Source organism: uncultured Roseobacter sp. (assembly GCF_947496515.1).
In the GTDB taxonomy this organism is placed as follows: Bacteria; Pseudomonadota; Alphaproteobacteria; order Rhodobacterales; family Rhodobacteraceae; genus Roseobacter.
The window spans coordinates 99,684-121,753 of the sequence record NZ_CANMDB010000012.1 but is presented as its reverse complement, the minus strand read 5'-3'; the positions used below and the strand labels follow the sequence as shown (position 1 = coordinate 121,753).

The following is a 22,070-nucleotide window of genomic DNA, read 5'->3' as shown; positions in this document are numbered from 1 at the left end:
AGACCGAACATGACAGAGACCGACTCCCAAAAACTTCGTGTGTATCTAGGACCTCTCGCTACGTCCTTGGTTGCTGAAGTACCATCCAATGCGCGCGGGCCAATGCTCGATGCAGAGTTAGAAAAATTAAATGAGGCAGCAACGGTCAGCAATCGACTCGCCGAACTTGCAGATGTTGTTCAAAAGACGAACAGCACCTCCTCCGCGAATGCCGCCGCCTTGGTTCGCATCGGCCAGTCGATCGCTGAGGCCGCGTCACTACAACGCGAAGCGGTTGACCGGCTCCACGAGCTGTCTTCCGTCATGCGAGGTATCTATGCCCTCATGAAACTACGCTTTGACAGCTTGGATAAGCAGCACCACACTACCCGCGGCCTGATCGCTCGGACCTTCTTTGAGGGCGAGGACGCCGAACCGATCTTCGCAGAGATGGACAAGATGTTCGAGCGTGTCACAAGGACTACCAACGAACTGGAACACGACCAACTTAAGGTGCTCGCGCGGATCGACGCTGAACTTCAACGCATCATCAGTCAGCCCGTTGTTCCGACCGAACGGACTGGACCAGCAGAGGATCTGCAACCCGACATGATCCAGATGATGGATCGAGAGCAAGAGCTATGACCATTCGTCAAAAGATCTTGCTTATTTGGGCCCGTCATAGTCCAAGCAATCTCGACCAAACGAGTGGAAGCCCCTGGTCATTCGTGACCGACATGCGGGCACGCGTGACCAACGCCCAGTCACGCGTGACTTTAGAGTGGTCAGGCGTGACCAAAGAGAGACTAACCTATTGGAAATACGGGGAAATTATTTCGTACCAGGATTTGACCCTTCCGAAGGGTCTTTTCTTTAGCGAAACCAATGGTTTAAGCGCCAAATGCAGCATGCTGCGTATGGTGTGTCCCCTTAATCGGCCCAGCGGGCCGATACTCCTCTCCGCCAATCCTCGCTCGTCCGTTGGTCTGGGCACCGAGGTCCCAAGCCTGGGCTTTGCGGAAGCAATCACGCCCAGGATCGTCGCGACCCACGACAGGCTGTGCGAGGTCGGCGAGGAGGCCAAGCGGGTGGATTGTGCAAGGCCAAGCGAAGCGCAGCCCCAACGGGGTGCCGAAGGCATCCTTGTGCAAGCCACCCGCGCAGTGCCGGCCGGTGAGCTGGGTCCCCTTAATCGGCCAATCAGGCCAACACAGTCTTTCACCAGCCCTCGCCATTCGCTGGGTCGAAGCACCGCGGTCACCAGCCTGGGCGTGGCGGAAGCAATCACGCCCAGGATCGTCGCGACCCACGACAGGCTGTGCGAGGTCGGCGAGGAGGCCAAGCGGGTGGATTGTGCAAGGCCAAGCGAAGCGCAGCCCCAACGGGGTGCCGAAGGCATCCTTGTGCAAGCCACCCGCGCAGTGCCGGCCGGTGAGCTGGGTCCTGGCGCTGCCGAGCGGGCTGAGCTCCGTCTGCGCCGAGGCAGAGCAGATCGGTCGGGCAAGGCCAAGCGAAGCTCAGCCCCAATGGTTCGCCGAAGGCATCCTTGTGCGAGCCTGCTCCGGAGCGCCGGTCGTTTGGCGTTGCACCTCCTACAGGCGTGCTGGCTACGGTCATCGAAGAGGCCAAGCGGGTGGTTTGTGCAAGGCCAAGCGAAGTGCAGCCCCAACGGGGTGCCGAAGGCATCCTTGTACAAACCACCCGCGCAGTGCCGGCGCCGCCGCTTTGTGGCGGCAGTGGCGATGGCGCTCGTTCTACCTTCGGCCTCTCCGGCGCAGGACTGGCAGCCGGCATCGTCGCGCACCGACTGGAGCGCGCCCGGCGCGATGATCACCAGCTTCGCGCTGTCCGGCAGTGAGGGCAGCGCAAAGCCGTCTCGTGCGAAGCCGGTCCGAGCGGCACTGCCGCCGGGACCTGAGATGGATCGCCTGCTCTCGCTCATCGCGCTGGCGGAGGTGCGAGAGGGCTACGACAGCGTGAACCTTCGCGCCAGGATCAAACCACCGGGGCGGCCTTCGACCCTGACGCTCGGTCAGATCTTCGACTGGATCGATGCGACGCCAGGACAACAGCACGCCATCGGGCGGTATCAGAAGATCCCCAAGACACTCGGGCGCCTTGTCCGCATCGCCGGTCTCGAACGCGACACGCGGTTTGACGCGGCGACCCAGGACATGCTCGCGCGGATCCTCGTCTCCGAAGCGGGTTGGACGCAGTTCAAGAAAAACCAAATCTCCCGTGAGACCTTCATGGACAACCTCGCGAAGATCTGGGCGGGTCTGCCACTGGCTTCGGGCCGCTCGGCCTACCACGGCTTTGCCGGGAACAAGGCCACCATAACGCGCGCGGAGTACGCGGCCCATATGGAGGAGATCTTCGGATGACCGCTTTTGCCATGCCCGCCATCTGGCTGAGCCTCTTCGCGGGGTTCGCGCTCATCGTCGTGCTCCACGAGCTTGGTCACTACCTCGTGGGCCGCGCCGTCGGTCTGCGCCCTGCGGTGGTCTCGCTCGGCTTCGGACCTCTCGTGCTAAGCTATCGGGATGGTCGCGGCACGCTCTGGACATTTCGCTCGTTCATGGTCGGCGGCTACGTCGCCTTCGAAGAGGATGAGGCCGCGCGCGAGGCTGGCTACCGGAACCAGGCGCGGCTTCCCGCGTCGCTCGAAGCGGCCCGCTTCGGCCCGCTCGCAAGCGTCGCTTTGGCAGGCCCTGTGGCGAACCTCTTGCTGGCGGTCGCGCTCTTCGCGGCCGGGCTCACACTGGTGCCGAAGATCACGATACCCTGGGTCGTTGCAGAGACCTCGACAGGTGTCGGCGCGTCCGAGCTGCAGGCCGGAGATGTCATCCTATCGGTCGATGGGTGCGAGGCCGCTGGCGGCTCTCTGAAGGCCCTGAGCGGTTGCCTCTCCCCAGCGGCAGAGGTCACTTACCAGATCCGCCGGGACGGCCTTATCGAGGCTGTCCGCGGCCCTCACCCCATGCGCCCCGTGATCGAGGCGGTGTCTCTCGGCGGTGCTGCTGCGAGCGCGGGCTTACGGCCCGACGACGTGGTGCGGTCGATTGATGGCAGGGCCGTTCTGGTCTGGGACGAGCTGGTGGCGATGGTGTCATCCAGTGAAGGCCGCACGCTGTCTCTGGACGTCCTCCGCGGTGGCGACCTCGTCGAGTTACAGGTCACGCCTGAGCCGCACGGTCCCGGCTACCGGATCGGCGTACTCCACCAACCTTCGGTCGTGCTGCAGGAGGACCGGCTGTCCATCGGCGGCGCCTTCGCGGAGAGCATCAGAATACTATCGGGGGTGGTCGCATCCGCCAGCTACGATCTGCCGCAGATTTTCCTCGGGCGAGGCGATCGCTGCACCCTTTCCGGTCCGGCTGGTGTCGCGACGGTCGCGGTTGAGGCGGCACGTTCGGGACCGGGGTTCATGCTGATGTTTCTCGGGATGATGTCGTTTCTGATGGCGCTCTTCAACCTGCTGCCGATCCCCGGCCTTGATGGCGGCCATGTGGCTGTCGGTCTCTATCGCGCGACCTTCGGCGCGCTCCCGGGTCGGTTGGTCACGGGCGCCCTCTTCATCGGGATGACAACGATTGTGCTGGTGATCATGTTCAACGCGGCTATCGCCGACTTCCTGTGCTGAAGGCGTGGCTGCGACGAAACTGGCGATGGTGTGCCTTTGTGCTCGCCATCGCCCTACTTCACCGACCGATCCTCGCCACACTCTTCGGGGTGTCGGTTTGGCTGGCTTACCGGTGAGCCGTTAAGTGGTGCCGCTATCTGCTTCTTGCTTTCGCAGACACTTGGGACACACCCGCCCTTCCGGGGGTGTCCAGCTCGACCACATGATGGCCGGTGAGGTCCCGCAGAGTGCCGGTCTCGTGCTTCCGGTCTCATAGGGGTGTTCGTCGGCCTCGATCAGATGGATGACGGCACCGTGTGCGTCACTGCCGGATCGACATCCGCCCGCCTTTGTGGCTCTCTGGATGGTCATCACTTCGCTGTCTCGCAACAGTTGAAGCCTGAAGCAGTTAACGTCCTATCCATCCGCAAGCGGGTTGCCTTTGTGACGTATCCTGTCCCGTCGCAGTGTAGGCACATCGAAAGCCCATCTAGCCCTTCACCGTATCCGTCGCATTGAGGGCAGGCTTGTGAGTGGTGCTCGGTTGCGTTCTTTTCCCAAGAGGTCATAGGGCTTCTCCGTAGAGAGCTGTGTAGGCGTCTGCGACCGCTTCCTCGCAAAACCGCGCCGTGGTCTGTTCGTCTTCCAGAAGCTCAGGCAGGCCGAGCGTCTTGGCGTACCGCTGTTTCAGCGCAAGATAAGCATCGGGCTCGTTCAGAATACCGGTCTTCTGCGCTGCGCCTCGGATGACCTCAAGCTGATCCATGACGTACTGCTCATAGACGGAACTGACCCGCAATCTCCGCAGACCGTCTGCAATCAACGCATCTACCTTCCGTGTTCTGGCCCTTTCTTTGACGTCGATCCAGTACTCGGGTGTGTTGGCATTCAGGACCTCAACTTGGGCTGTCATGGTGCTGTCCCTTCCTCTTTCTGCTGCTCCCATACTACATTACAAGCGCCTCTCAACCTACTGATTTATTTGACAAAATGACGAATAAACCGTTTGCAATCAGGCGCTTGATGGTCTTGCTTTGATGCCGGAGAGAGGGAGCGCACGCCCGCCTTGGCGGGCAATAATAACCTTGGCCGCACCGCGGCCTCGATTTAAGCCGGTCGATCACAGGTGCTTCGTCTGCTGGCTTGCTCGTCAGCCGTCGGTCGGTCGCGCAAGGCCTCGTCTGCGGGATATGGGTGGCGCGGCCAAGGGCTAATTTGTTTCGCGATGAATGGCCCAACGGGCCAGGGGAAATTAGCCCTTGGGCGGGACGCGCAGATCTCGTAGCGAAAGGCCCGCGACTGACCAGAGGCTGGCGTGCAGGCCCGCGGAACTCTGGAGAGGCCAGAAACCACGATGGGCGTTCGGAGCGCAGCGACGAATCCCCGGAGTGGGATGCCCGGCCTACCGTCCTACCCTGAACTTGCCCGTAGAGCGCCGCCCCAAGGATCGTTACCCGGAGGGCAGAAACGGCAGGTCTCGCCGACCATGGCGCAAAGCCCTTTCACTGGCTCCTGTGGAGACAGTGACAGGGCTATTGCGGCAGGGAGGAAGAGGCCTGGTGGTTCTGGGTGGAGGCCGCATCGCGGACGGAACCTAGAGCCTGGTGCCACGGCCCTGAGCCGTGGCAGGGGCCCAACGGAAAATCATTCCCATCGTCGTCAGCATCTCCATCACGCTGCTGCGCAATCGACTGAACGTCGAGAACGACATCGGAGATCTGCACGCCCCGCCTATTTGGCGGTCGTTGGACGCGCAGAAAAAGGGGGGCCGCCGGCAGGCGGCCCCCCTTTTTCTGTCTTGTCGGGATCAGTCCTCGGGCGCGTTTGAGTTGGGCGGGAACATCACCAGCTCGTGGACGGCGACGGGGAAGTCGAGCTTGAGGGTGTAGAAGACCTCGCCGGTGTCGCGGCGGGCGTTTTGGAACATGACGCCGACGCGCTGGAAGCGGGTGCGATCGCGGTTGTCGCTGTCGGTGTATTTGACGGGAACGGTTGCTGTGAAGTGGTTGGACATTTGGGTTTCTCCTTTTTTCGATGGGCATCGGAAGCACGGCGGTGTCAGGACCGGGCGCAAGCGCAAATGCGGAGGGTCCGCGCGCAAAGCGTGTGGAAGCCGTATTTGTGCTTGCCGACGCTTAGCGGCGGGAACGGCCGGGCCGCCGCCGTGCGAAGCGTATGACTGAGGAAAAAGGAGAGAGCCGAATGGCTCAGCGTTGAACGGCATCTTCCCTGATGCACAGCAAAACCGCGTGCAACTGCGAGGAGAATGTCGGAGGCATGTTCCAAAACGCACGCCCTGCCCGCGTGTCGTGATCGCGGGGAGCGCTCTTCGCCGTCGCCGTCCATGAGCTGGTCTGTCGCGCGTTTCACTGCGGCTGCTGATGATGCCAGACTGGAGGGGATGCCTCCCGGCGGAGCCTGTTCGGCGCGGAGGCGATGCTACTGCACTCAGAGTGACTCTCACGCCGGATGAAAACGACAAGAGGGCCACCCGAGGGTGGCCCTTCTTATTCACTTCCCGTCGCGCGCCCTCGCCGGATCTGCGACCCGCATGACGGTGATCCCTTTCGCCTCAGCCTTTTGCCCGAGATTGAGCGCGACACCGTTGCCGCCAAAGAGAACGACCCCGGCTGCAGCGAACTTGTCGTCGAGCATCTCATCGTTGCACTTGAAGGGTGCCGAGCGGCCATGGGCGGACCAACGTGGATCGAATCGGGCTTGCGGGATCCCACGAGCGCGCGCCCAACGGGCAGCGATCATCTCGGCACCGTGCTTGCCGCCTTTGTGGCAGACGAAGATCTCCTGATTGCGGTTCTGCCGGATGCGCGCCCGGACTTTGTCGAGCGTCGAGAAGATCGCGTCGACGTCAGTCCAGTCGGTGGCGCCGGAGACGATCAGGGGGACGCCCTCGACCTTCGACTTCTCGGCGGTCTCTCGGTCATGCTGCTCGAGGAGCTGGCGCGCTTCGAAGATGGCGCCTGTCTCCTGCGCACGTGCGCTGGCGCGAGAGCCGGCTGCAGGGATGAAGGCGTGGCCGGTCTCGGTTTCGTAGCACTCGGCAGCCGCTTCGCTCATCGTCTCAATGGCGCCGGTGATGTCGCGGAGTTGCAGGAAGCGGGCTTGTGCTTCCTCCATGGCGGTCTCGGCGATCTCCGATCCGTCGTGGCTCTTCGCCAGTGCCCGGATCTTGTCGGTGGTCCGGTCGATCTCCTTGGTGAGGGCGATCTTGCGCCGCTGCAGGATCGTCGCCAACCCGTGGGCAAGCGGCTCGATTTCTGCCTCAAGCCCGGTGGCACGCAGCTGCCCGAGCAGCGTCTCGAAGGTTTCCCGGATGATGGCGTCCTTCAGCATCTCGTCGGTCGGGATCGGCATAGCTGCGTCCTTCTCGGTGAGGCCGAAGAGTTCGATGGTCTCGTATGTGGTTGCTTGATCGTATGGCATGATGTGTTCTCCAGAGTTTCTGATCTGCACCACGTGAGTGTGGCTGCATGGCCGAATGTCTGGTTTCCGAAGCTGTTCGGGTCAGGGACGGCGAAGCCGCCAGCTTGCTGGGCGCTCGAATTTTCATGGTAGGCGGCTTCGCATGTCCCTGCCCTCTCAAGCGCGCGGGTCCTCTGACGATTAAGAAGGTCCTCTCCGAAAATTCTAGCGATCCTTGACGCGGGCTGCTTCGGTGGCCATCCGGAGGATATGCTTCCACAGTCATGTGTGTGTGTGGTTTCGCGAGGTCAGCCCGACCTGAGCAGGCAAGCAGCCTGACCGGACGCGGGAGACGGATGGAGTGGCGGGATCGTTTTGCCCTGGCAAAACAGACCAGAGCGCAATCCGGCGGAGCGGCCGAGGTGGGCTGCGCTCGCGAGGCGGGCGGACCGGGACATCCAGCGCCAACATCTGCACGGAGGGCGCATGCCCGACTGTGCGATTGGCCACGGGCCAATACTCACCAGCGACACGCGAAGCCGAGCTGGTGAGCCCGCAGCATCAATCGAGAGGGCCATCTATTCGGTGCGGACAGCTATAAGAGTTCGGCCGTCATGAATGACTTCATAAACTGGAAATGGCGTTTACGATCCCGATCGGTAGCACCTCAGCACAAGACCCTCGCAGAGCTCGATGAAGTCATGTGCTGGCTTTAAAAAATATCAGGAAGCACTGGTCGCTCAGCAATGGCAAGAGGCAGGTCGTAAAGCTCACCGTCGTGGGCCATAAAGGATAGGATCAAGAGTACGCCACCGAACATATACAGGCCAGGACTGGTCATCCTGCCATTTATCCCGAGATAGAGGGCCACGACACCAAAGATCAAAATCACGAACTCCATAATTACCTCCTGATTAGAACGTAGCCGTTTTGCTCTCTCACCATCTTCTGAGCTTCTATCGCGTCGACGAGACCAGCTCATCGGCGATGAGACCGGTCGTGCTTGCATAGGACAACCCGCCGTCGGGCAGTTCAACTCGGGCAAGCGACTTAGAGATCTGCTCCGGCCTGAACCCGTGCTGCAGGAGAAGCGAGATGAGAACGCAGGAGTCCTGGATCTGGAACTCGAGCGCCGAGCCCGATTTGAAGCCTGCCGAATAGAAGACCTCGCGCGGGCGCCCGTCTTCATGAGGGTCGAAGCCGACCGAAAGATGGACGGTGTGGCCATCTCGTGTTGTCACTTTGCGGGTTTCTGTCAGACGGCGCGCAGGTAGATCGTGCCGTGGCGTGGGTTTATCTCGCATGGTCCTCTACTCCTATCGTCTGTGGCTGCGGGTTTGGACCCTGCCCCATTGCTCATTTCCTCCGCGAGACGAACCCGTCCAGCGTAAAGGCGTCGACCTGGTCCTCGGTCCGACGGGACATCTTGCTCCCGTCTCCTGCGACCACCAAATCCGTGTCGTGGGTCTTCTTGAGAATTGTGCCGTCCGCCTCGATGAAGGTGGTCCCGCTCTCCTGCTCGAGCACGATGCCGCCGTCCGGGTTGACCCGGATCACCGATGCGCCGAAACGGACACGCAGCACGTCCTGTTCAACGACCACAGCATCCCAGCCTTCATGGGGCGTTTCGCGCACAAGCATGATCCGGTTCGGCATGAGCCGCATATCCACGTCGTCCTCAACTGCGTGTCCGAGCAGTTTGACGCAGGTTTCTCGATCCTGGGACTTCTCGCTGAGTCTGGCTGCGGCGTCAGTCGGCACGAAGCGTTTAGGCTCTGCATGTTTCTTGCCGCGCCGATCCCGGTGATAGAGCAAGAACAGCTCCGCGTGGCTCCAGACTTCGCGTTCGGTGCTCGGCGTTGTCATGTGCGCCCTCCCAACTCTGGTGGTTTGTCGTAAGCGCGTCGTGCCCACTCTTCGGACAACTTCTTCGCTTCATCTCGGCTGGTCAATTCGGGATCGTAGTACCAATAAATAGCGCCGAGATCTTCGATGTATGCGCCGCCATGACCCAGGTCTTGATGGTATCCGGCCTCGCCAAGATCAGAGATTACTTCCTCTCTTCGATGCTCGAAGGCAAAGGCACCAAGAAACTGCTCGTCGTTGGCGTAACCTATCTCTTCAAGCTGAGCTTTCAGAGAAAAGATCGTGGATCTATCGAAGTTCATCCGCGGGTACCTTTCATTGAACTCCAGGGGTTGAAGGTTTTCCTAGCCAGATCTCGAAAGTCTTTTTCATCACGCGTGGCGATGGTCATATTGAGTTCGTTTGCCGTTGCGGCGATCAGCGCATCACGCTCAGGGCTCTTGTTCGGAACATGCAGCCTCGCACAACCAATCGCGACATGCTCGTCTACCGGCAGAATACGATCTTGGAAGAAGGGGATGACATGGTGTTCAAGCCAAATGCGAAGCATCTGACCTTGCTTGTCGTCTCTTCGCTCAATCCTGAGAACACCCACTTCTAGTTCCAGAAGAGTAATTACAGATATGTATAGCTCTTCGGGGTCTCGCAGGGAGGCCCACTCCGCAACATTGGCATCCGCTTTTCCATCCCCTGCCTTGCGAAGCTCTGAAACGACATTTGTGTCCAGAAGGTAGATCACGAAAGATCAACTGGTTTGATGGAAGGCGACACCTTCTCCGTCTCAAAGTCGACCGAGGACAGTCCCTTCATTGACAGAGCTTCGACAATGTTGGTCGGCTCAGATGTCAGCCGCCTGTACTCGTCATAGCTAAGCAATACATGCGAAGGCTGGCCCCTATCCGTCACAAAAACAGGACCGGACAAGGCATCTCTCTTTGCCTTGCTGACGTTTTGGTTAAACTCTCGGCTTGTAAGGTGTTTCATGCGAACCCTCCATTGTAGTTACGTTACTACATATGAGAATCCGCTTCAATAGAAATGTCAGGAGCCATCCCAAAAAAGGCGGGTAATTACGATGACCCAAGCGAAGATTGATACTGCAAGCATCATCAGCGATTTGACCGGCGACGTGATTGGTGGCCGGGTCTTGCAGCGCTCCGACGATGGGCGGGTTGTTATCCTTTTCGCAGGCATGGAGCGTAGCGGAGTTGCGCTGAGCAACGATGACATCTTAAGCATCGAGGCTGGCACGTGGACTGGCACCCCGTTACTGCGGTCGCACCGCAAGGATATCATCATATGAGTGATCCTTCGAAGCAACCCGATCACGATCCCAGGCATATCGCTATCACTAAATCGGACTGGCTACGGAACGCAAAGACCACGTTGCTTCTCAGAGATCCGGTCGATGCCCTGAATGATGCGGAAGCACTGGTCGCTTTCTGCCGACAGCGTTTAGACGCACTTTCGAAGAAATGAACCACGTCATTCTATCGCTTGCCGCATCTTCAAAGTTGCTCATTTGCGTCTCCTCCCCGATTTGATCCGTTCTGCCAAAGGGTCAGCGTGTTAGAAGCAGACGTAGACTTACAGGGTGGCGAAAACACCGGATGAGCCCACACCGGAAGTCTTCATTTTTTGCTGCATGCGCTCGCAGCGCGGAAAATTCTGCAAATGCTCAGTCTGGCGTGCCGCAGCGCGGCTGCAAATTCGGCCATTCGAACATCGCGCAGCGAGATTTGTCAGGGCAACTCACAGGTCTTGGGACGAAGTGAGCTTTCGCTGCGGCTGCGCCAATGTCTGCAATCGATCATAGAGTTCGGCAATCACTGAAGATCAGTACCGAATATTCTTTTCTTGAGGATATTGCCTGCCAGTCTTCCAAACCAAGTGACAGCGACGACACCAGCAAATAACGCCAAAGCGGTGATTGGTCCCATAAGCGAGTTTTCCTCATCTGAGGAGCTGTAAATCGATACCGTGCTTTTCCCATCGGGCCAGACCTGCACAAGAAAGAAAGTCGGCGCTGCGGCCAGGCAAAGGTAACCGAACCAAAATATTAGTTTCTTTTTGAACGGGAGTCCTTTGGATGCCTCGATGGCACCGGCAAGAAAACCCAAGATCAAGAGACAGATCGCGAAAACGATTAATTCGAAAGTGCTCATATTAAACGACTACACTTACCAGCTTGCAGATGCCACGGGGCAGTCTGCGACCGGACATTCGACAAGCCCGTAGCATCCTGCACTATGGGCTCAGAGCCGCCTAATGCTGACGCGGCAATCCCGGTGCGGCAGGCCGACGAAGACCGGCCATCTGATTGTTTGGCCAAGCCACTGAAATCGCAGCTGGTCCTGCGATGAGTACTCGTTGGAAGATCAGCAGCTGTCGTTCGCGCTCCGAGCGGCGAAATCTGCCTGTGAGCCCACAGCGGAAGTCTCGAATTTGTGCTGCGCAGGAACGCAGCACGAAAATTGCTACACTTACGCGGTCGATGACAGGGTAAAGGTGGGGGGTTTTGGCACACAACCAGTGGCCGGTAGGGTCCGCTGTCGCAAATCAATCAGACTTGCCTGCGCCGATCTTCTCATCGACAATCGTGACCCGGACGGTGCTACCCGCCTTCTGGCGACCGATTGTAATGAAACCCAGCACACCGATCAGTGCAGCGGCCACCAGTACCACGATGTAGCCACTGGGATACGACACTTCCATCGCGACGCCGAGTGCGGTTGGGGCAACCATTGCGCCAAGCTGATACGCGATGAGAAACGCCGCGTTTGCGACGGCGAGATCGGCCAGGCGTACCGTTTGCCCAATGAAGGTCAGCGACAGCGCATAAAAACCAACCCCGATGCCCCCCATGACGAATACCAAGACTGTCATCAAAAGCGGCGAGGGCGCAAACGGCACGAGCGTCGTTGTCACCGCAAAGATCAAGCCAACGCCGATCAACATGGTGCGGGCAGAAAGCTTATCGGCCAGGACCCCGATCGGGAAGATCAACACAAGACCCCCGAGCATGAACATGGTGACGATCCGCAGAGCCTCCGCCTCGCTCATGCCGATGGCGACCCCATATACTGGCAGCATCGAGACATTGCCGAGTTCGAGGAAGCCACCAACCAGGCCTCCGATCATCGCGATGGGCGCCAGCTTGATTGCACCAAATACCCCGGTTTGAGGGTGCGATGGCATCTTGGGGGCCAGTTTGAGCGCAGCTACAAGCGGGAGCACAGCAAGAAAGATGCCGGCCGCACCGAACAGGAATGGAGCCCATCCGGTGATACCAACCCACTGCAGCACGTAGGGACCGACAACAAATCCCGAGAATAGAGCAATCGCGTAAAGTGCCAGTAGCTGCCCCCGGTTCCTGTTGGTGGCAACAGTGTTGATCCACGTTTCACCAACAAGCCATGGCAGGGCCAGACCCGCGCCCATGATGAATCGCAGGACCAGCCAAGCCTCTGGCGATGGGAACACCGGCATCAAAAGAAAGCTGAGCCCGACGAGAACGCAGCCGAGCGACATGGCACCAACCGTGTTCAGTCGCGCGACGATCGCCGGAAAGAACGGCAAACAGAGCAAAATAGCAAGTGCTGGCATGCTCCCCGCCAATCCGGTGAGCCAGGCAGGTTGTGCCCAGGCTTCAAACGTCAGCGACGTCAAGGGATAGCCCACACCGTATGACACGCCCACCCCAATGGTGGACAGGATCACGGCCGCGACACTGAGCATCCTCTGGCGCGGCGTCAGCTCCATTGTTCCTTGATGTGACATCGTAGTCTCCAGTCTTCGACCGCAGCTAGGTGGCCGTCGGTTTATGGTTGTGTTCGATGGAACTGGATGTATTTCTACATCGTAGAGGGGCAAGTAGAAATTCTACAATGCAGAAAAAATTTACTCGGACTGGTCCAAGAGGCCTCGGTGTCGACGCGATGCTTGAGGCTGCGCTTGCGCTGATGGAAGAGGTCGGCGCAGATAAGTTCAGCGTCCGAAAGGTGGCTGCACGGGTCGGGTGCGATCCAATGGCGATCCTCTATCACTTCAAATCAAAGCGTGATTTGGAACGGGCAATGGCGGAAGCGCTGAACGCAAGGGTGCGTGCGCCTGCTACTGGGCTTTCATGGCGGGAATGCCTTGTAGACCTAAGCCATCAATATCGAGACCTCGCGCTTGATTATCCAAATACGATGCCGCTTTTGATGCGGTTCACAGCAACCGGTTCCGCCGATTACAGAAACATCGAGCTGGTGTTCGAAGCCCTGGCGACTGCGGGCGTTGCACGAGAGCGCATTCGAGATCTGGGCTTCGGCCTATATGCCAGCGTCCTTGGGTTGGCGATGGCCGAGGTCAGTGGACTGATCCGGTCGCCTTCGCAGGACATATTGAACGAGATCGATGCCCTGTCCGAAGATATGTACCCCCGTGTGAAGGCACTTCTCGGGCGTGAAGCGACCAAAGCCCCAAACAGCGCCTTCGATACGACACTCGACATGCTGTTAGACGGCATTGAAGGTATCATTGGTCCCACATCCGGCTGAACAAGCCGATAGGGAAAAGAGGCCACTCCCTGTGAAACGGGCAGCATAACTGCCGCGGGCTTACTGCTTTAGAACGCACTTGCCGAAAGGCTATTGGAGCTATGAACCATAAGCGACCATCGGTGAAGCCTCTCGGTAACTGATCTTGTTGCGTCCCTAGCAATGAGCTGCCGTTAGCACCCGAAGAGGGGAAACTTGCCCTAGCAGCAGCGGAAGCTGATTGAGAGCCCAAATTGTCGGTTGCTGCGCCTTGCGCGAATGTCTGATCTCCGGGGTACGGCTAAAACAAGTCAGTTTTTTTGGGCTGCCGTTTCTAATCGATCTGAACTAAGCATTATCAAGCTTTTGCGTCACGAGCGTCCGGTGCTCGGAACATTCCTTCAAACGGTGTTCATCAGAGACTTCTGCGTAGATTGTTATTGCATTGTCCAATAATTCGAGGACTCTCTGTAACCCGCTTCTACGATAATCGGCGTTTCCTCGCTCAACTATCGCCTCAGTAGTCTGAGCAATGTTCTCTTGAACGACAGCCCAAACCAAGGGGTGAGTTTCGCGCGTACAGATATCCAAGAGAGCTTCAAAACTCCTGACTGCCTCATTCAGTAACTCAAGTCCCTTCTGGCCATGTGTGATTGATCCAAGGTGAAGTAAAGCAGTCGCAAGGTTGTTCAGCGTGCGCACCCGATCATCTGAAGAAGAACCGGAATCTAAAATACTGAGGGCCGCTTTGTGGGCTTTTATCGCAAGGTCAAGGGATCTGGAGCAATCGACCGCTTCCTCCAGACCTGCTTTTGCTTGCAAGCTTGAACCCAGGTTGTTTTGTGTCTTCGCCCATTCAAGTGGATGAGTTTCACTCGATAGAACCGAGATCGCCGCTTTGTGAGCTGCAACAGCCTTTGAAACGAGTTCAGGACGCTGATCCGCAGAGACCCGATACGACTGATTAACCAACGTGATGCCGAGATTGTCCTGCTCCTGAGCCCATTCAATTACTTGGGATTTACTAGACAATTGTTCGAGTGCTTCGCGGTGAGCGGCAATCGTCTCAACGAAAAGCTCCATGCTGCGCTCATCTGAAGCTCTTTGTGCTCGCTGCTGTTTAAAAACAGCAACATTGCTCAGCGCGCGGCCATGTTAGGGCTTTTGATCCAAGGCCGCGTATAAAGATACATTAATCTCTGCGAGTTCAGTTGCATATATTAGTCCTGAGCCGCCAAACCGCATAGCGTGATCGTACAATGCTGTATAATGGCTACGCCTATGGCGTGCTCCTTCGATTGGATCAAACGGAGTGAAGAATTCTGCAGCGACTTTGTAGTGAGAATACGCGAGCCCATCGTCACCTTTAAGTAGCGCGCCTTCTGCGCGTACTATACGGATTTCCGCCTGCTTTCTCACCTGGGTCAAAGTGTGTTCTTTTTGCTGAAGCTCCTCTGCGTCGCGAAGAATATCGTCGGCCGCTTCGAAATGACCTTGTTCGATTTCATGGTTCGCAGCTGCCATCATTTTGGCGATACTCTTACTCGTTTTGCCAATCGTACCTATACGAGAACGAAGGTTTGTTAGCTCCTCAGACTTGTCGCTGAGGAACTGCTGATATTGTTCTGAAGAAGCCTTTGGGTTTTCAAAACCGAAACGCCATGACAGGGCTTCAACCAATTCATCGGTCATGCCGATTTCTGCGGGATACCCACTGGGTAGTTCCGGAACCCTCGGCTTTCGACAAGAAGCGATATCGTCATCTGACAAATTCAGAGCAACAGATAGAGCGTCAATCACCCGCTGCTGTGGGTTCTTAATCCGTCCGTTTTCCAGCTCGGAGATGCGCGCTTTTTTTGCTTCTTCGCCGAACGCCAGAACAGAAAGAGCTTGTTGTGTGAGCCCTTCGACTCCCCTTCGGTCTTTTACCAAAACGCCGAATCTTGCTCCAAAAGAATTCATGGCACCCCGCCGAAAGACCGAACTTTCCGGAACTCTTTTCGAGGCGATTGTAGGTAACACCTAAGAACCGGTTACCCGAAACACTGTCAGGCCTGGCTCAACTTTGAAAGTCAAACATCATGTATGAGCGAATAAAAAATACCGTGACTAGAGCGTCTGCTGCCATTGCGAAGGCTATGACACATCGCATAATTTACGCTGGCCTTTGTATCTGCCGCAGCTCTGGTTGCATTTTAACTGACAAACCAGAACTCTACGGTTCGTTGGCCATCCTCTATGCAGCGCTGTCCTTGAAAGGCTGATGTTAGGAGAAATGACGTAGGGTGCCGATTGGCGGCCCTGCGTCAGGCCGCTTTCTTTTTAAGTGCACCAGAACCCGCTTTCTTTGAGGCGCGGCCGTTTCGAAGCATTGCCACCAGCGTTCCTGGGACCGTCCATTCGGGCAATCCTAGTGAAAGTCGGCAAGGTCCGAACCGTTCCTGTCGGACCTGGCTGCGGCGAAGGGGCGGTGTCGGTTCGGGCAAAATCGATCCCCGCGAATGACCGCAACGATGACTTGCGCCGCGCTGCAACAAAAGACTTGCCGCGTGCGCGCAGGGATGCTGCGTCAGCAAAGCGCCAAAATCGGATGACGGCTTGGTCCGCGCTGCGTTTCTTGACGCACCCTGCGGCGAAGGTCTCAAGAGAGCCCACAGCTCCGAATGCTGCACCTTGCACGAGTAGCCGCAAAGCGCCGACTGCCGACACTGGCGCATGTAAGGGCGGCCCATTCCGGATGAGGTGGGTGGCTCCTGCTCCACCGGCATCGAATGTGCCAAAGTGCAGTTATCAACGACTGCTAGGAAAGGAGCCACCCAATGACAGTAAAGACCGTAGGCGTGGATCTTTGACCGGCAGTTGATTGCGCAGCAGTCAATGAGAGGGATGGCCAAGGATGTTTTTCAAGTACACGGCATTTCGGAGAATGGCCGTGTGATCTTCAACAAGGCGATCAAACGCGCGAAGCTGCTGGCGTTTTTTGAGACGTTGCCACCGTGCACGGTTGGCATGGAAGCCTGCGGTTCATCCCATCATTGGGGCCGTCAACTACGCAAGCTCGGGCATGATGTGAAGCTCATGCCTGCCGGATATGTCAAAGCCTATGTGAAGCGCGGAAAGAACGATGCTGTCGACGCAGAAGCGATTTGCGAGGCGGTCCGCCGTCCGACCATGCGTTTTGTCGATATCAAAACGGAAAATCAGCAGGCCATTCTGTCAATCCACCGCACGCGAGATCTGGCCGTCCGGCAGCGCACTCAGTTGGCCAATATGATCCGCAGCCTGTTGCGCGAGTTTGGGCATATCTTGCCCATCGGGATCGAAGCGGTGACGGCTTTTGCAAAGCGTCACCTTGATGGCGATCACCCGGACATGCCCGAGATCGCAACCGGCATGCTTGGCATACAGTGCTACCAATTCATCGGGCTAAACGAACGTATCGACGGCTATTCGAAGATGATCGAACAACATGTCCTGCTGAGCTCAGATGTGCGCTGGCTGATGCGCATGCCGGGGATTGGGCCGATCACGGCCTCAGCGATTGTCGCCACGATCGGGGACGCAAAACAGTTCCGCACCGGGCGCGATTTGGTGGCCTGGTTGGGCCTGACCCCGCTCAACAAGTCCAGTGGCGGCAAGGAACGTCTTGGCAAGATCACGAAGCAGGGTGATCGCTACATTCGTAAACTGTTGGTCGTGGGCATGACGTCTCGCGCAGTGATGGCGAAACGTTCGCCGGAGAAGGTTGATCTTTGGACCGCTAAGATTATCGCCGACAAACCGTTCCGGCTGGCAACGGTCGCCATGGCAAACAAGGCAGCCCGGACCATCTGGGCGATACTGACCAAGAAACAAGAATACCGGCAGCCAGCGTTCTAACCACGCCAACTGCCCACGCGATGCAAGACGTTGAAGTGATGATGCGGAACTAAGTCAACCAAGAGCAAGGACACTCCGGGAATGGCAGCGGCCCTCTGAGGTCGATAAGCCGATTGGAACCTCGCTCGCGGAATTCATCCACCGCCTGGCAGGGCATTGCGGAGCAATGTCCCGAGAAGGAGGGCCAGTGGAGGCAATGCCAAAACATAAACAGGCCGGACAGACGACAGTACTGACAAAAATGACCGCGAATATCACCAGAAAACACTTGCAATGCAGGAGCCACCCACAGAGGCCGTTCGTCACAATGGCCAACGCCGCTGCGCAGCTTCCCCAAGACAGACGTTTGTATAACGGACTAGTCGCGGAATTTGAGAAGAAGCTATTCGATACCTTGAGCTGCCTTTCCGCGCAAGTCCTGAACAAGGCGAGCCTTTCGGAGCTTTGAGAAGTCGACGCGTCTTGCGACGCGCGGGTCTTTAGCAATCGCATTCACGATACTCTCCAGATAGTTCCTGCGATCCTGATTTCGTCCGGCGGAAAGGTATCGGATTCGTAGCGTTCGCAATGCGCAGATGACAAGGTTGATGTCCTCCTCGCTCTTGAGCGACCCGAGATACGCGTCCCTGTTCTGATCACCCGGCATCTCCAGCAGCACATCACGGGCAAACAACTGACTCATCGGATCAAGATCGCCAATCAGGTTCCTGATCGCGATGGAAAGCTGAGGATTACGCATCGTGCCGGCGATCAGTCGGGACACCGTGTTCGGTGCGTTGAACTTGAAGTCTCTGTAGGATCGTTCCTTGTCCACCATGGCCCCGAGATTTATGAAGCGCACGCCGCCTGCGATGACGATCGGATGACGACCGATGGCTTCGCGGCCGGCGCACATGAATCCGACCCACAGTTCCGCCGCTTCATAGAGCTTTTTTAAATGACGCAACTTGTATGGAGCCTCGAGGTGCAGCGCGTTCTTCAGCAGTAGTCCGTAGAGCCGCATGCCGACCAAGAGTCTGGCTTCCGATTCCCGAACTTCCTGACGCTCGGAGACGCCACGACGACGGTCGATCTTCGCAAGCTCCGCGTTGTCGTGTCGATCGGCTCCTTCAGCGGTGGCATCCGCCGTGCCTAGACCCGCGGCCGCTTCGTCGAGGGACTCCGAGACGGCCTTAGCCTCAGCCTCGTTGCACGCGGCCACCCATTCTGCCGTCAGGTCGACGCCGATACGCGAATAATTTTCAAGAAGGGTCTCTTCTATGGCGCAGAGTTCCTGGAAAACACCATTGAGCACCTTGGCGACATTTGTGCCTTCCAGTTCACCGTAGACCGTGATCTCCCTGTAATGCCGAAACAGACCCGGACCCTCGACAAGGGATGCAGCAAAATCGGCGTCACGCTTCATTTCTTGCGCCACGAAGAACGAGAACAGATGGTCACCTCGGAAGGTGATCTCGCCTCCTTCCATCGTCAGAAGGCCTTTGTCCAAAAATTCCTTCAGCAGCTGGCGGGGAAGCTCGATAAGGAAACGGGCCTGATAAGTCGAGACCAGCCCATGCCATCGACCCTCGTCCATTCCCACTCGGTTCTCCTCCAGCAACTGACGCGCCACGAATGCGAGGAAGTTGATCTTGTCGCTCGACGAGAACGCCCCCTCTCGCACGTCTTCCAGATCGAACCGTCCCAAGAGGCATTCGACGTATCGCTCGATCAGCCGGGCCTTGTTAAGTGGCTTGAATTCCGGATCTTGGGTTATGGTGTCGATCACCACAGCGACGGTGCTTGCGAAGATCGGCTCGTCCATCTGTCGAAAGCTTTCGACGACGTGGCTGACGACGCCCTCTCGCACCGCCTCGGCCTTGTCGGGAATCCGGATCGCAATCATGGATCGAATGCCGTCAACATCGAGTTGGGCAAACTCGTATATCTCGTCTTCACTGGAATAGAGGCGCGGTTCGCCCACGCCGGTGGGCGACAGGCCGCGCCGCTCCGTGCTTAGGAAGTAGAGAAAACGGATGTTCGGTAAATGCCGGTCGACGGTGTCACGGAACAAGTTGAACTGTTCGACATCACCTAGACACAGCCCATCGACGACCACGACAACAGCAGCCTCATCGACCAGCTGCTCAGCTTCCATGTGGGAGTAGCGGATGGGGGTCGTCTGGCTGATCTTGCGAAGGATCGATGCCTTGTTGATAGATTCTCGACCGGCGTCGAAGTACGCCGGCACCTGGCGATGAACCGAGAACGTCTCGGAGAGATGCTTGAATGTGAGGTATGCGGCCGTCGTGGAGCCCGCGTCAAGCGGCGCAACGAAAAACTGGTCGCATGCCGATTGGGCGACGACGTGGGTCAAAGACTGCGGCGGATCGAGAAAAGGTCCTTCCTGCGATGCAGTAACGTGATGAACCTTGGGAATCACGAACGACCCCGTCACCTTCGACTTAGAGCGGATGTGGGTCCGATACCAGTCGAGGTAGTCGACGGACTCGGTTTCGGCAAACCGGCGAAGGAGGGCGGAAAGCGGGGGCGAGTTCCGAAAGAAGTCTGCGTCCTCAGGGCGAGGATACATGCGGCCAGTGGGCGCAAAATCCTCGCCAGAAACGAAGGTGCGCTGAGACTTCGAGTATGACCGGTATTGAACCTCGAACTTCTTGTGTTCGGTATCAGTCCGCACGATCGCGTACCCATTTGTCCCCTTGGACCAATCAGCGCGGAGAGGTGGCGCTTGGAGGAATACGCTTTTCGCGTTCCCCTTGATCTGTCCAACGACATCGTTAGCATGAACGTGACCGAAGAGAACGAGGTCGGCGTTGTTGATAAGCAGGTCGCTGACAGCGCTGCGGGTGGTCTCTTCCAACCAGTCCAACGGATGGTGAAGCAGCGCCACGCGAAGCGTGTCGTCCGGCAGGTTCTGGACGAGCTTCTCCAAGACGGCGGGTTCGACACGCAAAGCGCCACGATCGGTTTCGCCCTTGGGGCGCGCGCAGCATAACCAAGCGGAGTTAAGCCCGACGAAAGATACCGATCCCCTAGTGGCAGTGTACCCCCAATAGCTCTGCTGATCGTAGGGACCAAACAGTTCTTCGAAGTCGCGGTAGTTCGCCAGCACGTCAAACACGGGATCGGGGTGATCGTCCCGAGGATGGGCTCTCCCGTGAACAAATAGCCGCTCGCACGATCGGCGAGGATGCGATCGCAGAAGGATCGATCGGCAACAGCGCGCTGAACATCGTGGTTTCCGGGGACGACGAAGACCTCGTGCCCCATTTCGAGCAAAGGTCCGACTAGCTCGTCGAGTAGCAGGTCGAACGTGTTGTCATCGCCTGCATTCACGAGATCACCGGTAAGAACCGTGTATATCGTTCCCTCCGCCTCCAACTTCTTCAGATCGGTCCGCAAGCAGCGCAGACGGAGGCGGTTCTCAGCATCATTCTTGAAATGTAGGTCGCTCAGGTGAACGATGGTCGCGTCCATGAAATCTCCATTGCAAATCACCGATGGTACGAATGTCGGCCAATAGGCAAATTGTCGCCCATCTAGAAGAGAAGAACAATAGCGGAACGGATTGACCTTCTTGACCGGGGACGGAAGACGACGGTGCAGGCTCTTGCGCTCCACTGTCATGGCCTCGCACCTTACAATGTTCTTCGTCGTCCGCCTCGCACCAGATGATTGTCGTGATCTGCCGCAGGCCGGTCACATGAGGTTGGAAAATGGTCTCTCCTAAGGACGACTGTCGCCCTTATAGGCGGTTCAATGTAGCGTTCAGTGGATCTGCTTATGCCCTCCGTAGTGGTCGGTTCCACCCGCCGCAAACGCCTACTTTCCGCCGTTGCAGCTTTTCGTTACCCGGGCGAAGCGCGCACAGCGGCCATCCGTTTTTGGTACGGCAATGGCGGCAGAGTCCGCATGGCAGGCATAGCCAGCTCCATGCTGGATGGACGGTCTGGGTCAGCAATGCTTGACGTTTAGATCAGTGTTGCGTGACGCGGCCCATTGATCCGATTCAGAAAAATCAGCACATCGAGTAAGTGATGGGCGACGTTCCACACCTGCTATCGGGGAGGCGACAGCGTGCGGACCCAAGTATATGTAATGCCGCGCATCAGGCCAGACGTGATAAGCGACATGGTCCGCCTGTCGGATAAGGCCTGAGGATCGGTGAGCGCTCTCGTTACGGAAGACAGCGCAGTTGACGCCTGTCTGACCGGAGGCTTCGCTGAAATTTCGCCAGACAAAGAACGCATCTCGGCGCCTGGTGCGCAGGACAGTCTTTTCACCCGGGCCAACAAAGAGCCTTCCCTTTCTACCATCGCGGTATCGATAGGCAGAGTAGTGTCTCTCATACATCCTCAAACGGGTTCGGTCGCCATCCTTGGTGAGCCACCAGACCGGCTCTTGCAGTTCAGGTGCCACAAACACCATCGCACTCATCCGCAAATGGCATCTACGCCCCCCTGCCCTCGCCTCGAAGTCGACCTCTCCCAAAGGCTGATAGGATCTGTACATGTATTCTCCTGGCCGCATGCCCCGCGCCCGACCGTTTTGCCGAAGAGCTGCATCAACTGCGACGGCATCCCTGAAAGCCACGGGATCTTCGCACTGCATCCGCTGCCAGAAGGCATCGCTATGGTAAGGACAGCCGATGCAGGAAGACTTGGGGGGTGTTGGGTATCCGTGGCGTTGCAGTCATGCGTAGCAGTCGCCACGCGACATACGCGCCTCGATAAGTGACCAGCGATGTGTCACCCAGGCCTCGCGCGCATCCTTCATGTGTC

At 57.8% G+C, this 22,070-nt stretch carries 21 protein-coding genes and 1 pseudogene; 7 read left to right on the top strand and 15 right to left on the bottom strand.

The features are described 5' to 3' along the window. The first annotated feature begins 9 nt into the window (after nt 1-9). From Q1A53_RS18765 to rseP, 3 genes are all read left to right on the top strand, one after another. Nucleotides 10-624: a hypothetical protein gene (locus Q1A53_RS18765; RefSeq protein WP_299969354.1), complete on the top strand. Its 615-nt coding sequence runs from the start codon at nt 10-12 to the stop codon at nt 622-624. 1,028 nt (nt 625-1,652) lie between these two features. Further along, nucleotides 1,653-2,363 carry a hypothetical protein gene (locus Q1A53_RS18760; protein WP_299969352.1) on the top strand — a complete coding sequence of 237 codons (711 nt, stop codon included), beginning with the start codon at nt 1,653-1,655 and terminating at the stop codon, nt 2,361-2,363. Then, nucleotides 2,360-3,622, top strand: a complete 1,263-nt coding sequence (rseP, locus tag Q1A53_RS18755; protein ID WP_299969350.1) for an RIP metalloprotease RseP — start codon at nt 2,360-2,362, stop codon at nt 3,620-3,622. Before Q1A53_RS18760 ends, rseP begins: the two co-directional genes overlap by 4 nt. A gap of 544 nt (nt 3,623-4,166) precedes the next feature. Here rseP and Q1A53_RS18750 read toward each other — a convergent pair. The 9 genes from Q1A53_RS18750 to Q1A53_RS18710 all read right to left on the bottom strand — a co-directional run bounded on the left by Q1A53_RS18750 (nt 4,167) and on the right by Q1A53_RS18710 (nt 9,871). Next, nucleotides 4,167-4,514, bottom strand: a complete 348-nt coding sequence (locus tag Q1A53_RS18750; RefSeq protein WP_299969348.1) for a hypothetical protein — start codon at nt 4,512-4,514, stop codon at nt 4,167-4,169. 894 nt (nt 4,515-5,408) lie between these two features. After that, nucleotides 5,409-5,615, bottom strand: coding sequence for a hypothetical protein (locus tag Q1A53_RS18745; protein ID WP_299969346.1), 207 nt, complete (start codon nt 5,613-5,615; stop codon nt 5,409-5,411). 497 nt (nt 5,616-6,112) lie between these two features. Beyond that, nucleotides 6,113-7,042, bottom strand: coding sequence for a DUF2493 domain-containing protein (locus Q1A53_RS18740; RefSeq protein ID WP_299969344.1), 930 nt, complete (start codon nt 7,040-7,042; stop codon nt 6,113-6,115). Between the two features lie 691 nt (nt 7,043-7,733). Continuing rightward, nucleotides 7,734-7,922 carry a hypothetical protein gene (locus Q1A53_RS18735; protein WP_299969342.1) on the bottom strand — a complete coding sequence of 63 codons (189 nt, stop codon included), beginning with the start codon at nt 7,920-7,922 and terminating at the stop codon, nt 7,734-7,736. Nucleotides 7,923-7,977: 55 nt separating this feature from the next. Then, nucleotides 7,978-8,325, bottom strand: coding sequence for a hypothetical protein (locus Q1A53_RS18730; RefSeq protein ID WP_299969340.1), 348 nt, complete (start codon nt 8,323-8,325; stop codon nt 7,978-7,980). Between the two features lie 52 nt (nt 8,326-8,377). After that, the gene (locus tag Q1A53_RS18725; protein ID WP_299969338.1) at nt 8,378-8,887 is read right to left on the bottom strand and encodes a hypothetical protein; all 510 of its coding nucleotides are present in this window, start codon (nt 8,885-8,887) and stop codon (nt 8,378-8,380) included. Beyond that, nucleotides 8,884-9,189, bottom strand: coding sequence for a hypothetical protein (locus Q1A53_RS18720; protein WP_299969336.1), 306 nt, complete (start codon nt 9,187-9,189; stop codon nt 8,884-8,886). The genes Q1A53_RS18725 and Q1A53_RS18720 overlap by 4 nt, the downstream gene beginning before the upstream one ends. Next, the gene (locus tag Q1A53_RS18715) at nt 9,186-9,626 is read right to left on the bottom strand and encodes a type II toxin-antitoxin system VapC family toxin (RefSeq protein WP_299969334.1); all 441 of its coding nucleotides are present in this window, start codon (nt 9,624-9,626) and stop codon (nt 9,186-9,188) included. Before Q1A53_RS18715 ends, Q1A53_RS18720 begins: the two co-directional genes overlap by 4 nt. Then, entirely contained in the window at nt 9,623-9,871 is a 249-nt protein-coding gene (locus Q1A53_RS18710) for a type II toxin-antitoxin system Phd/YefM family antitoxin (protein WP_299969332.1), read from the bottom strand. The genes Q1A53_RS18715 and Q1A53_RS18710 overlap by 4 nt, the downstream gene beginning before the upstream one ends. Nucleotides 9,872-9,962: 91 nt before the next feature. Between Q1A53_RS18710 and Q1A53_RS18705 the strand changes: the two genes are divergently transcribed. Together Q1A53_RS18705 and Q1A53_RS18700 are read left to right on the top strand one after the other, a co-directional pair. Continuing rightward, nucleotides 9,963-10,190 carry a hypothetical protein gene (locus Q1A53_RS18705; protein ID WP_299969330.1) on the top strand — a complete coding sequence of 76 codons (228 nt, stop codon included), beginning with the start codon at nt 9,963-9,965 and terminating at the stop codon, nt 10,188-10,190. After that, entirely contained in the window at nt 10,187-10,366 is a 180-nt protein-coding gene (locus Q1A53_RS18700) for a hypothetical protein (RefSeq protein ID WP_299969328.1), read from the top strand. The genes Q1A53_RS18705 and Q1A53_RS18700 overlap by 4 nt, the downstream gene beginning before the upstream one ends. Before the next feature lie 347 nt (nt 10,367-10,713). Here Q1A53_RS18700 and Q1A53_RS18695 read toward each other — a convergent pair whose 3' ends face one another. Then, complete coding sequence (locus tag Q1A53_RS18695; protein WP_299969326.1) at nt 10,714-11,052, bottom strand: hypothetical protein; 339 nt, start codon at nt 11,050-11,052, stop codon at nt 10,714-10,716. Between the two features lie 394 nt (nt 11,053-11,446). Beyond that, nucleotides 11,447-12,649, bottom strand: coding sequence for an MFS transporter (locus Q1A53_RS18690; protein ID WP_299969324.1), 1,203 nt, complete (start codon nt 12,647-12,649; stop codon nt 11,447-11,449). A gap of 125 nt (nt 12,650-12,774) precedes the next feature. On the opposite strand from Q1A53_RS18690, the gene Q1A53_RS18685 reads away from it, so the two are divergent. Then, entirely contained in the window at nt 12,775-13,431 is a 657-nt protein-coding gene (locus Q1A53_RS18685; protein WP_299969322.1) for a TetR/AcrR family transcriptional regulator, read from the top strand. A 327-nt stretch (nt 13,432-13,758) separates the two neighbouring features. Here the strand turns inward: Q1A53_RS18685 and Q1A53_RS18680 are convergent, their stop codons facing one another. Continuing rightward, complete coding sequence (locus Q1A53_RS18680; protein WP_299969320.1) at nt 13,759-14,493, bottom strand: hypothetical protein; 735 nt, start codon at nt 14,491-14,493, stop codon at nt 13,759-13,761. A 72-nt stretch (nt 14,494-14,565) separates the two neighbouring features. Continuing rightward, nucleotides 14,566-15,372, bottom strand: a complete 807-nt coding sequence (locus Q1A53_RS18675) for a helix-turn-helix domain-containing protein (RefSeq protein ID WP_299969319.1) — start codon at nt 15,370-15,372, stop codon at nt 14,566-14,568. A 924-nt stretch (nt 15,373-16,296) separates the two neighbouring features. Here Q1A53_RS18675 and Q1A53_RS18670 point away from each other — a divergent pair. Then, a complete protein-coding gene (locus Q1A53_RS18670; RefSeq protein WP_299969318.1) occupies nt 16,297-17,289 on the top strand; it encodes an IS110 family transposase in 993 nt (330 codons plus the stop codon). A 382-nt stretch (nt 17,290-17,671) separates the two neighbouring features. Here the strand turns inward: Q1A53_RS18670 and Q1A53_RS18665 are convergent, their stop codons facing one another. Both Q1A53_RS18665 and Q1A53_RS23450 read right to left on the bottom strand, forming a co-directional pair. After that, on the bottom strand, nt 17,672-20,410 hold the full coding sequence (locus Q1A53_RS18665) for a hypothetical protein (RefSeq protein WP_299969317.1): 2,739 nt from the start codon (nt 20,408-20,410) through the stop codon (nt 17,672-17,674). Between the two features lie 104 nt (nt 20,411-20,514). Next, nucleotides 20,515-20,766 (bottom strand): annotated as a pseudogene (locus Q1A53_RS23450) (metallophosphoesterase); the annotation flags it as partial. Nucleotides 20,767-22,070: the final 1,304 nt, after the last annotated feature.

Bases quoted from the DNA above. Each gene is read 5' to 3' on its own strand.
- rseP (WP_299969350.1), top strand. From the start codon at position 2,360: ATGACCGCTTTTGCCATGCCCGCCATCTGGCTGAGCCTCTTCGCGGGG.
- Q1A53_RS18670 (WP_299969318.1), top strand. From the start codon at position 16,297: ATGGCCAAGGATGTTTTTCAAGTACACGGCATTTCGGAGAATGGCCGT.
- Q1A53_RS18750 (WP_299969348.1), bottom strand. From the start codon at position 4,514: ATGACAGCCCAAGTTGAGGTCCTGAATGCCAACACACCCGAGTACTGG.
- Q1A53_RS18765 (WP_299969354.1), top strand. From the start codon at position 10: ATGACAGAGACCGACTCCCAAAAACTTCGTGTGTATCTAGGACCTCTC.
- Q1A53_RS18705 (WP_299969330.1), top strand. From the start codon at position 9,963: ATGACCCAAGCGAAGATTGATACTGCAAGCATCATCAGCGATTTGACC.
- Q1A53_RS18720 (WP_299969336.1), bottom strand. From the start codon at position 9,189: ATGAACTTCGATAGATCCACGATCTTTTCTCTGAAAGCTCAGCTTGAA.
- Q1A53_RS18680 (WP_299969320.1), bottom strand. From the start codon at position 14,493: ATGGAGCTTTTCGTTGAGACGATTGCCGCTCACCGCGAAGCACTCGAA.
- Q1A53_RS18700 (WP_299969328.1), top strand. From the start codon at position 10,187: ATGAGTGATCCTTCGAAGCAACCCGATCACGATCCCAGGCATATCGCT.
- Q1A53_RS18675 (WP_299969319.1), bottom strand. From the start codon at position 15,372: ATGAATTCTTTTGGAGCAAGATTCGGCGTTTTGGTAAAAGACCGAAGG.
- Q1A53_RS18745 (WP_299969346.1), bottom strand. From the start codon at position 5,615: ATGTCCAACCACTTCACAGCAACCGTTCCCGTCAAATACACCGACAGC.
- Q1A53_RS18735 (WP_299969342.1), bottom strand. From the start codon at position 7,922: ATGGAGTTCGTGATTTTGATCTTTGGTGTCGTGGCCCTCTATCTCGGG.
- Q1A53_RS18690 (WP_299969324.1), bottom strand. From the start codon at position 12,649: ATGGAGCTGACGCCGCGCCAGAGGATGCTCAGTGTCGCGGCCGTGATC.
- Q1A53_RS18730 (WP_299969340.1), bottom strand. From the start codon at position 8,325: ATGCGAGATAAACCCACGCCACGGCACGATCTACCTGCGCGCCGTCTG.
- Q1A53_RS18695 (WP_299969326.1), bottom strand. From the start codon at position 11,052: ATGAGCACTTTCGAATTAATCGTTTTCGCGATCTGTCTCTTGATCTTG.
- Q1A53_RS18725 (WP_299969338.1), bottom strand. From the start codon at position 8,887: ATGACAACGCCGAGCACCGAACGCGAAGTCTGGAGCCACGCGGAGCTG.
- Q1A53_RS18710 (WP_299969332.1), bottom strand. From the start codon at position 9,871: ATGAAACACCTTACAAGCCGAGAGTTTAACCAAAACGTCAGCAAGGCA.
- Q1A53_RS18685 (WP_299969322.1), top strand. From the start codon at position 12,775: ATGCAGAAAAAATTTACTCGGACTGGTCCAAGAGGCCTCGGTGTCGAC.
- Q1A53_RS18740 (WP_299969344.1), bottom strand. From the start codon at position 7,042: ATGCCATACGATCAAGCAACCACATACGAGACCATCGAACTCTTCGGC.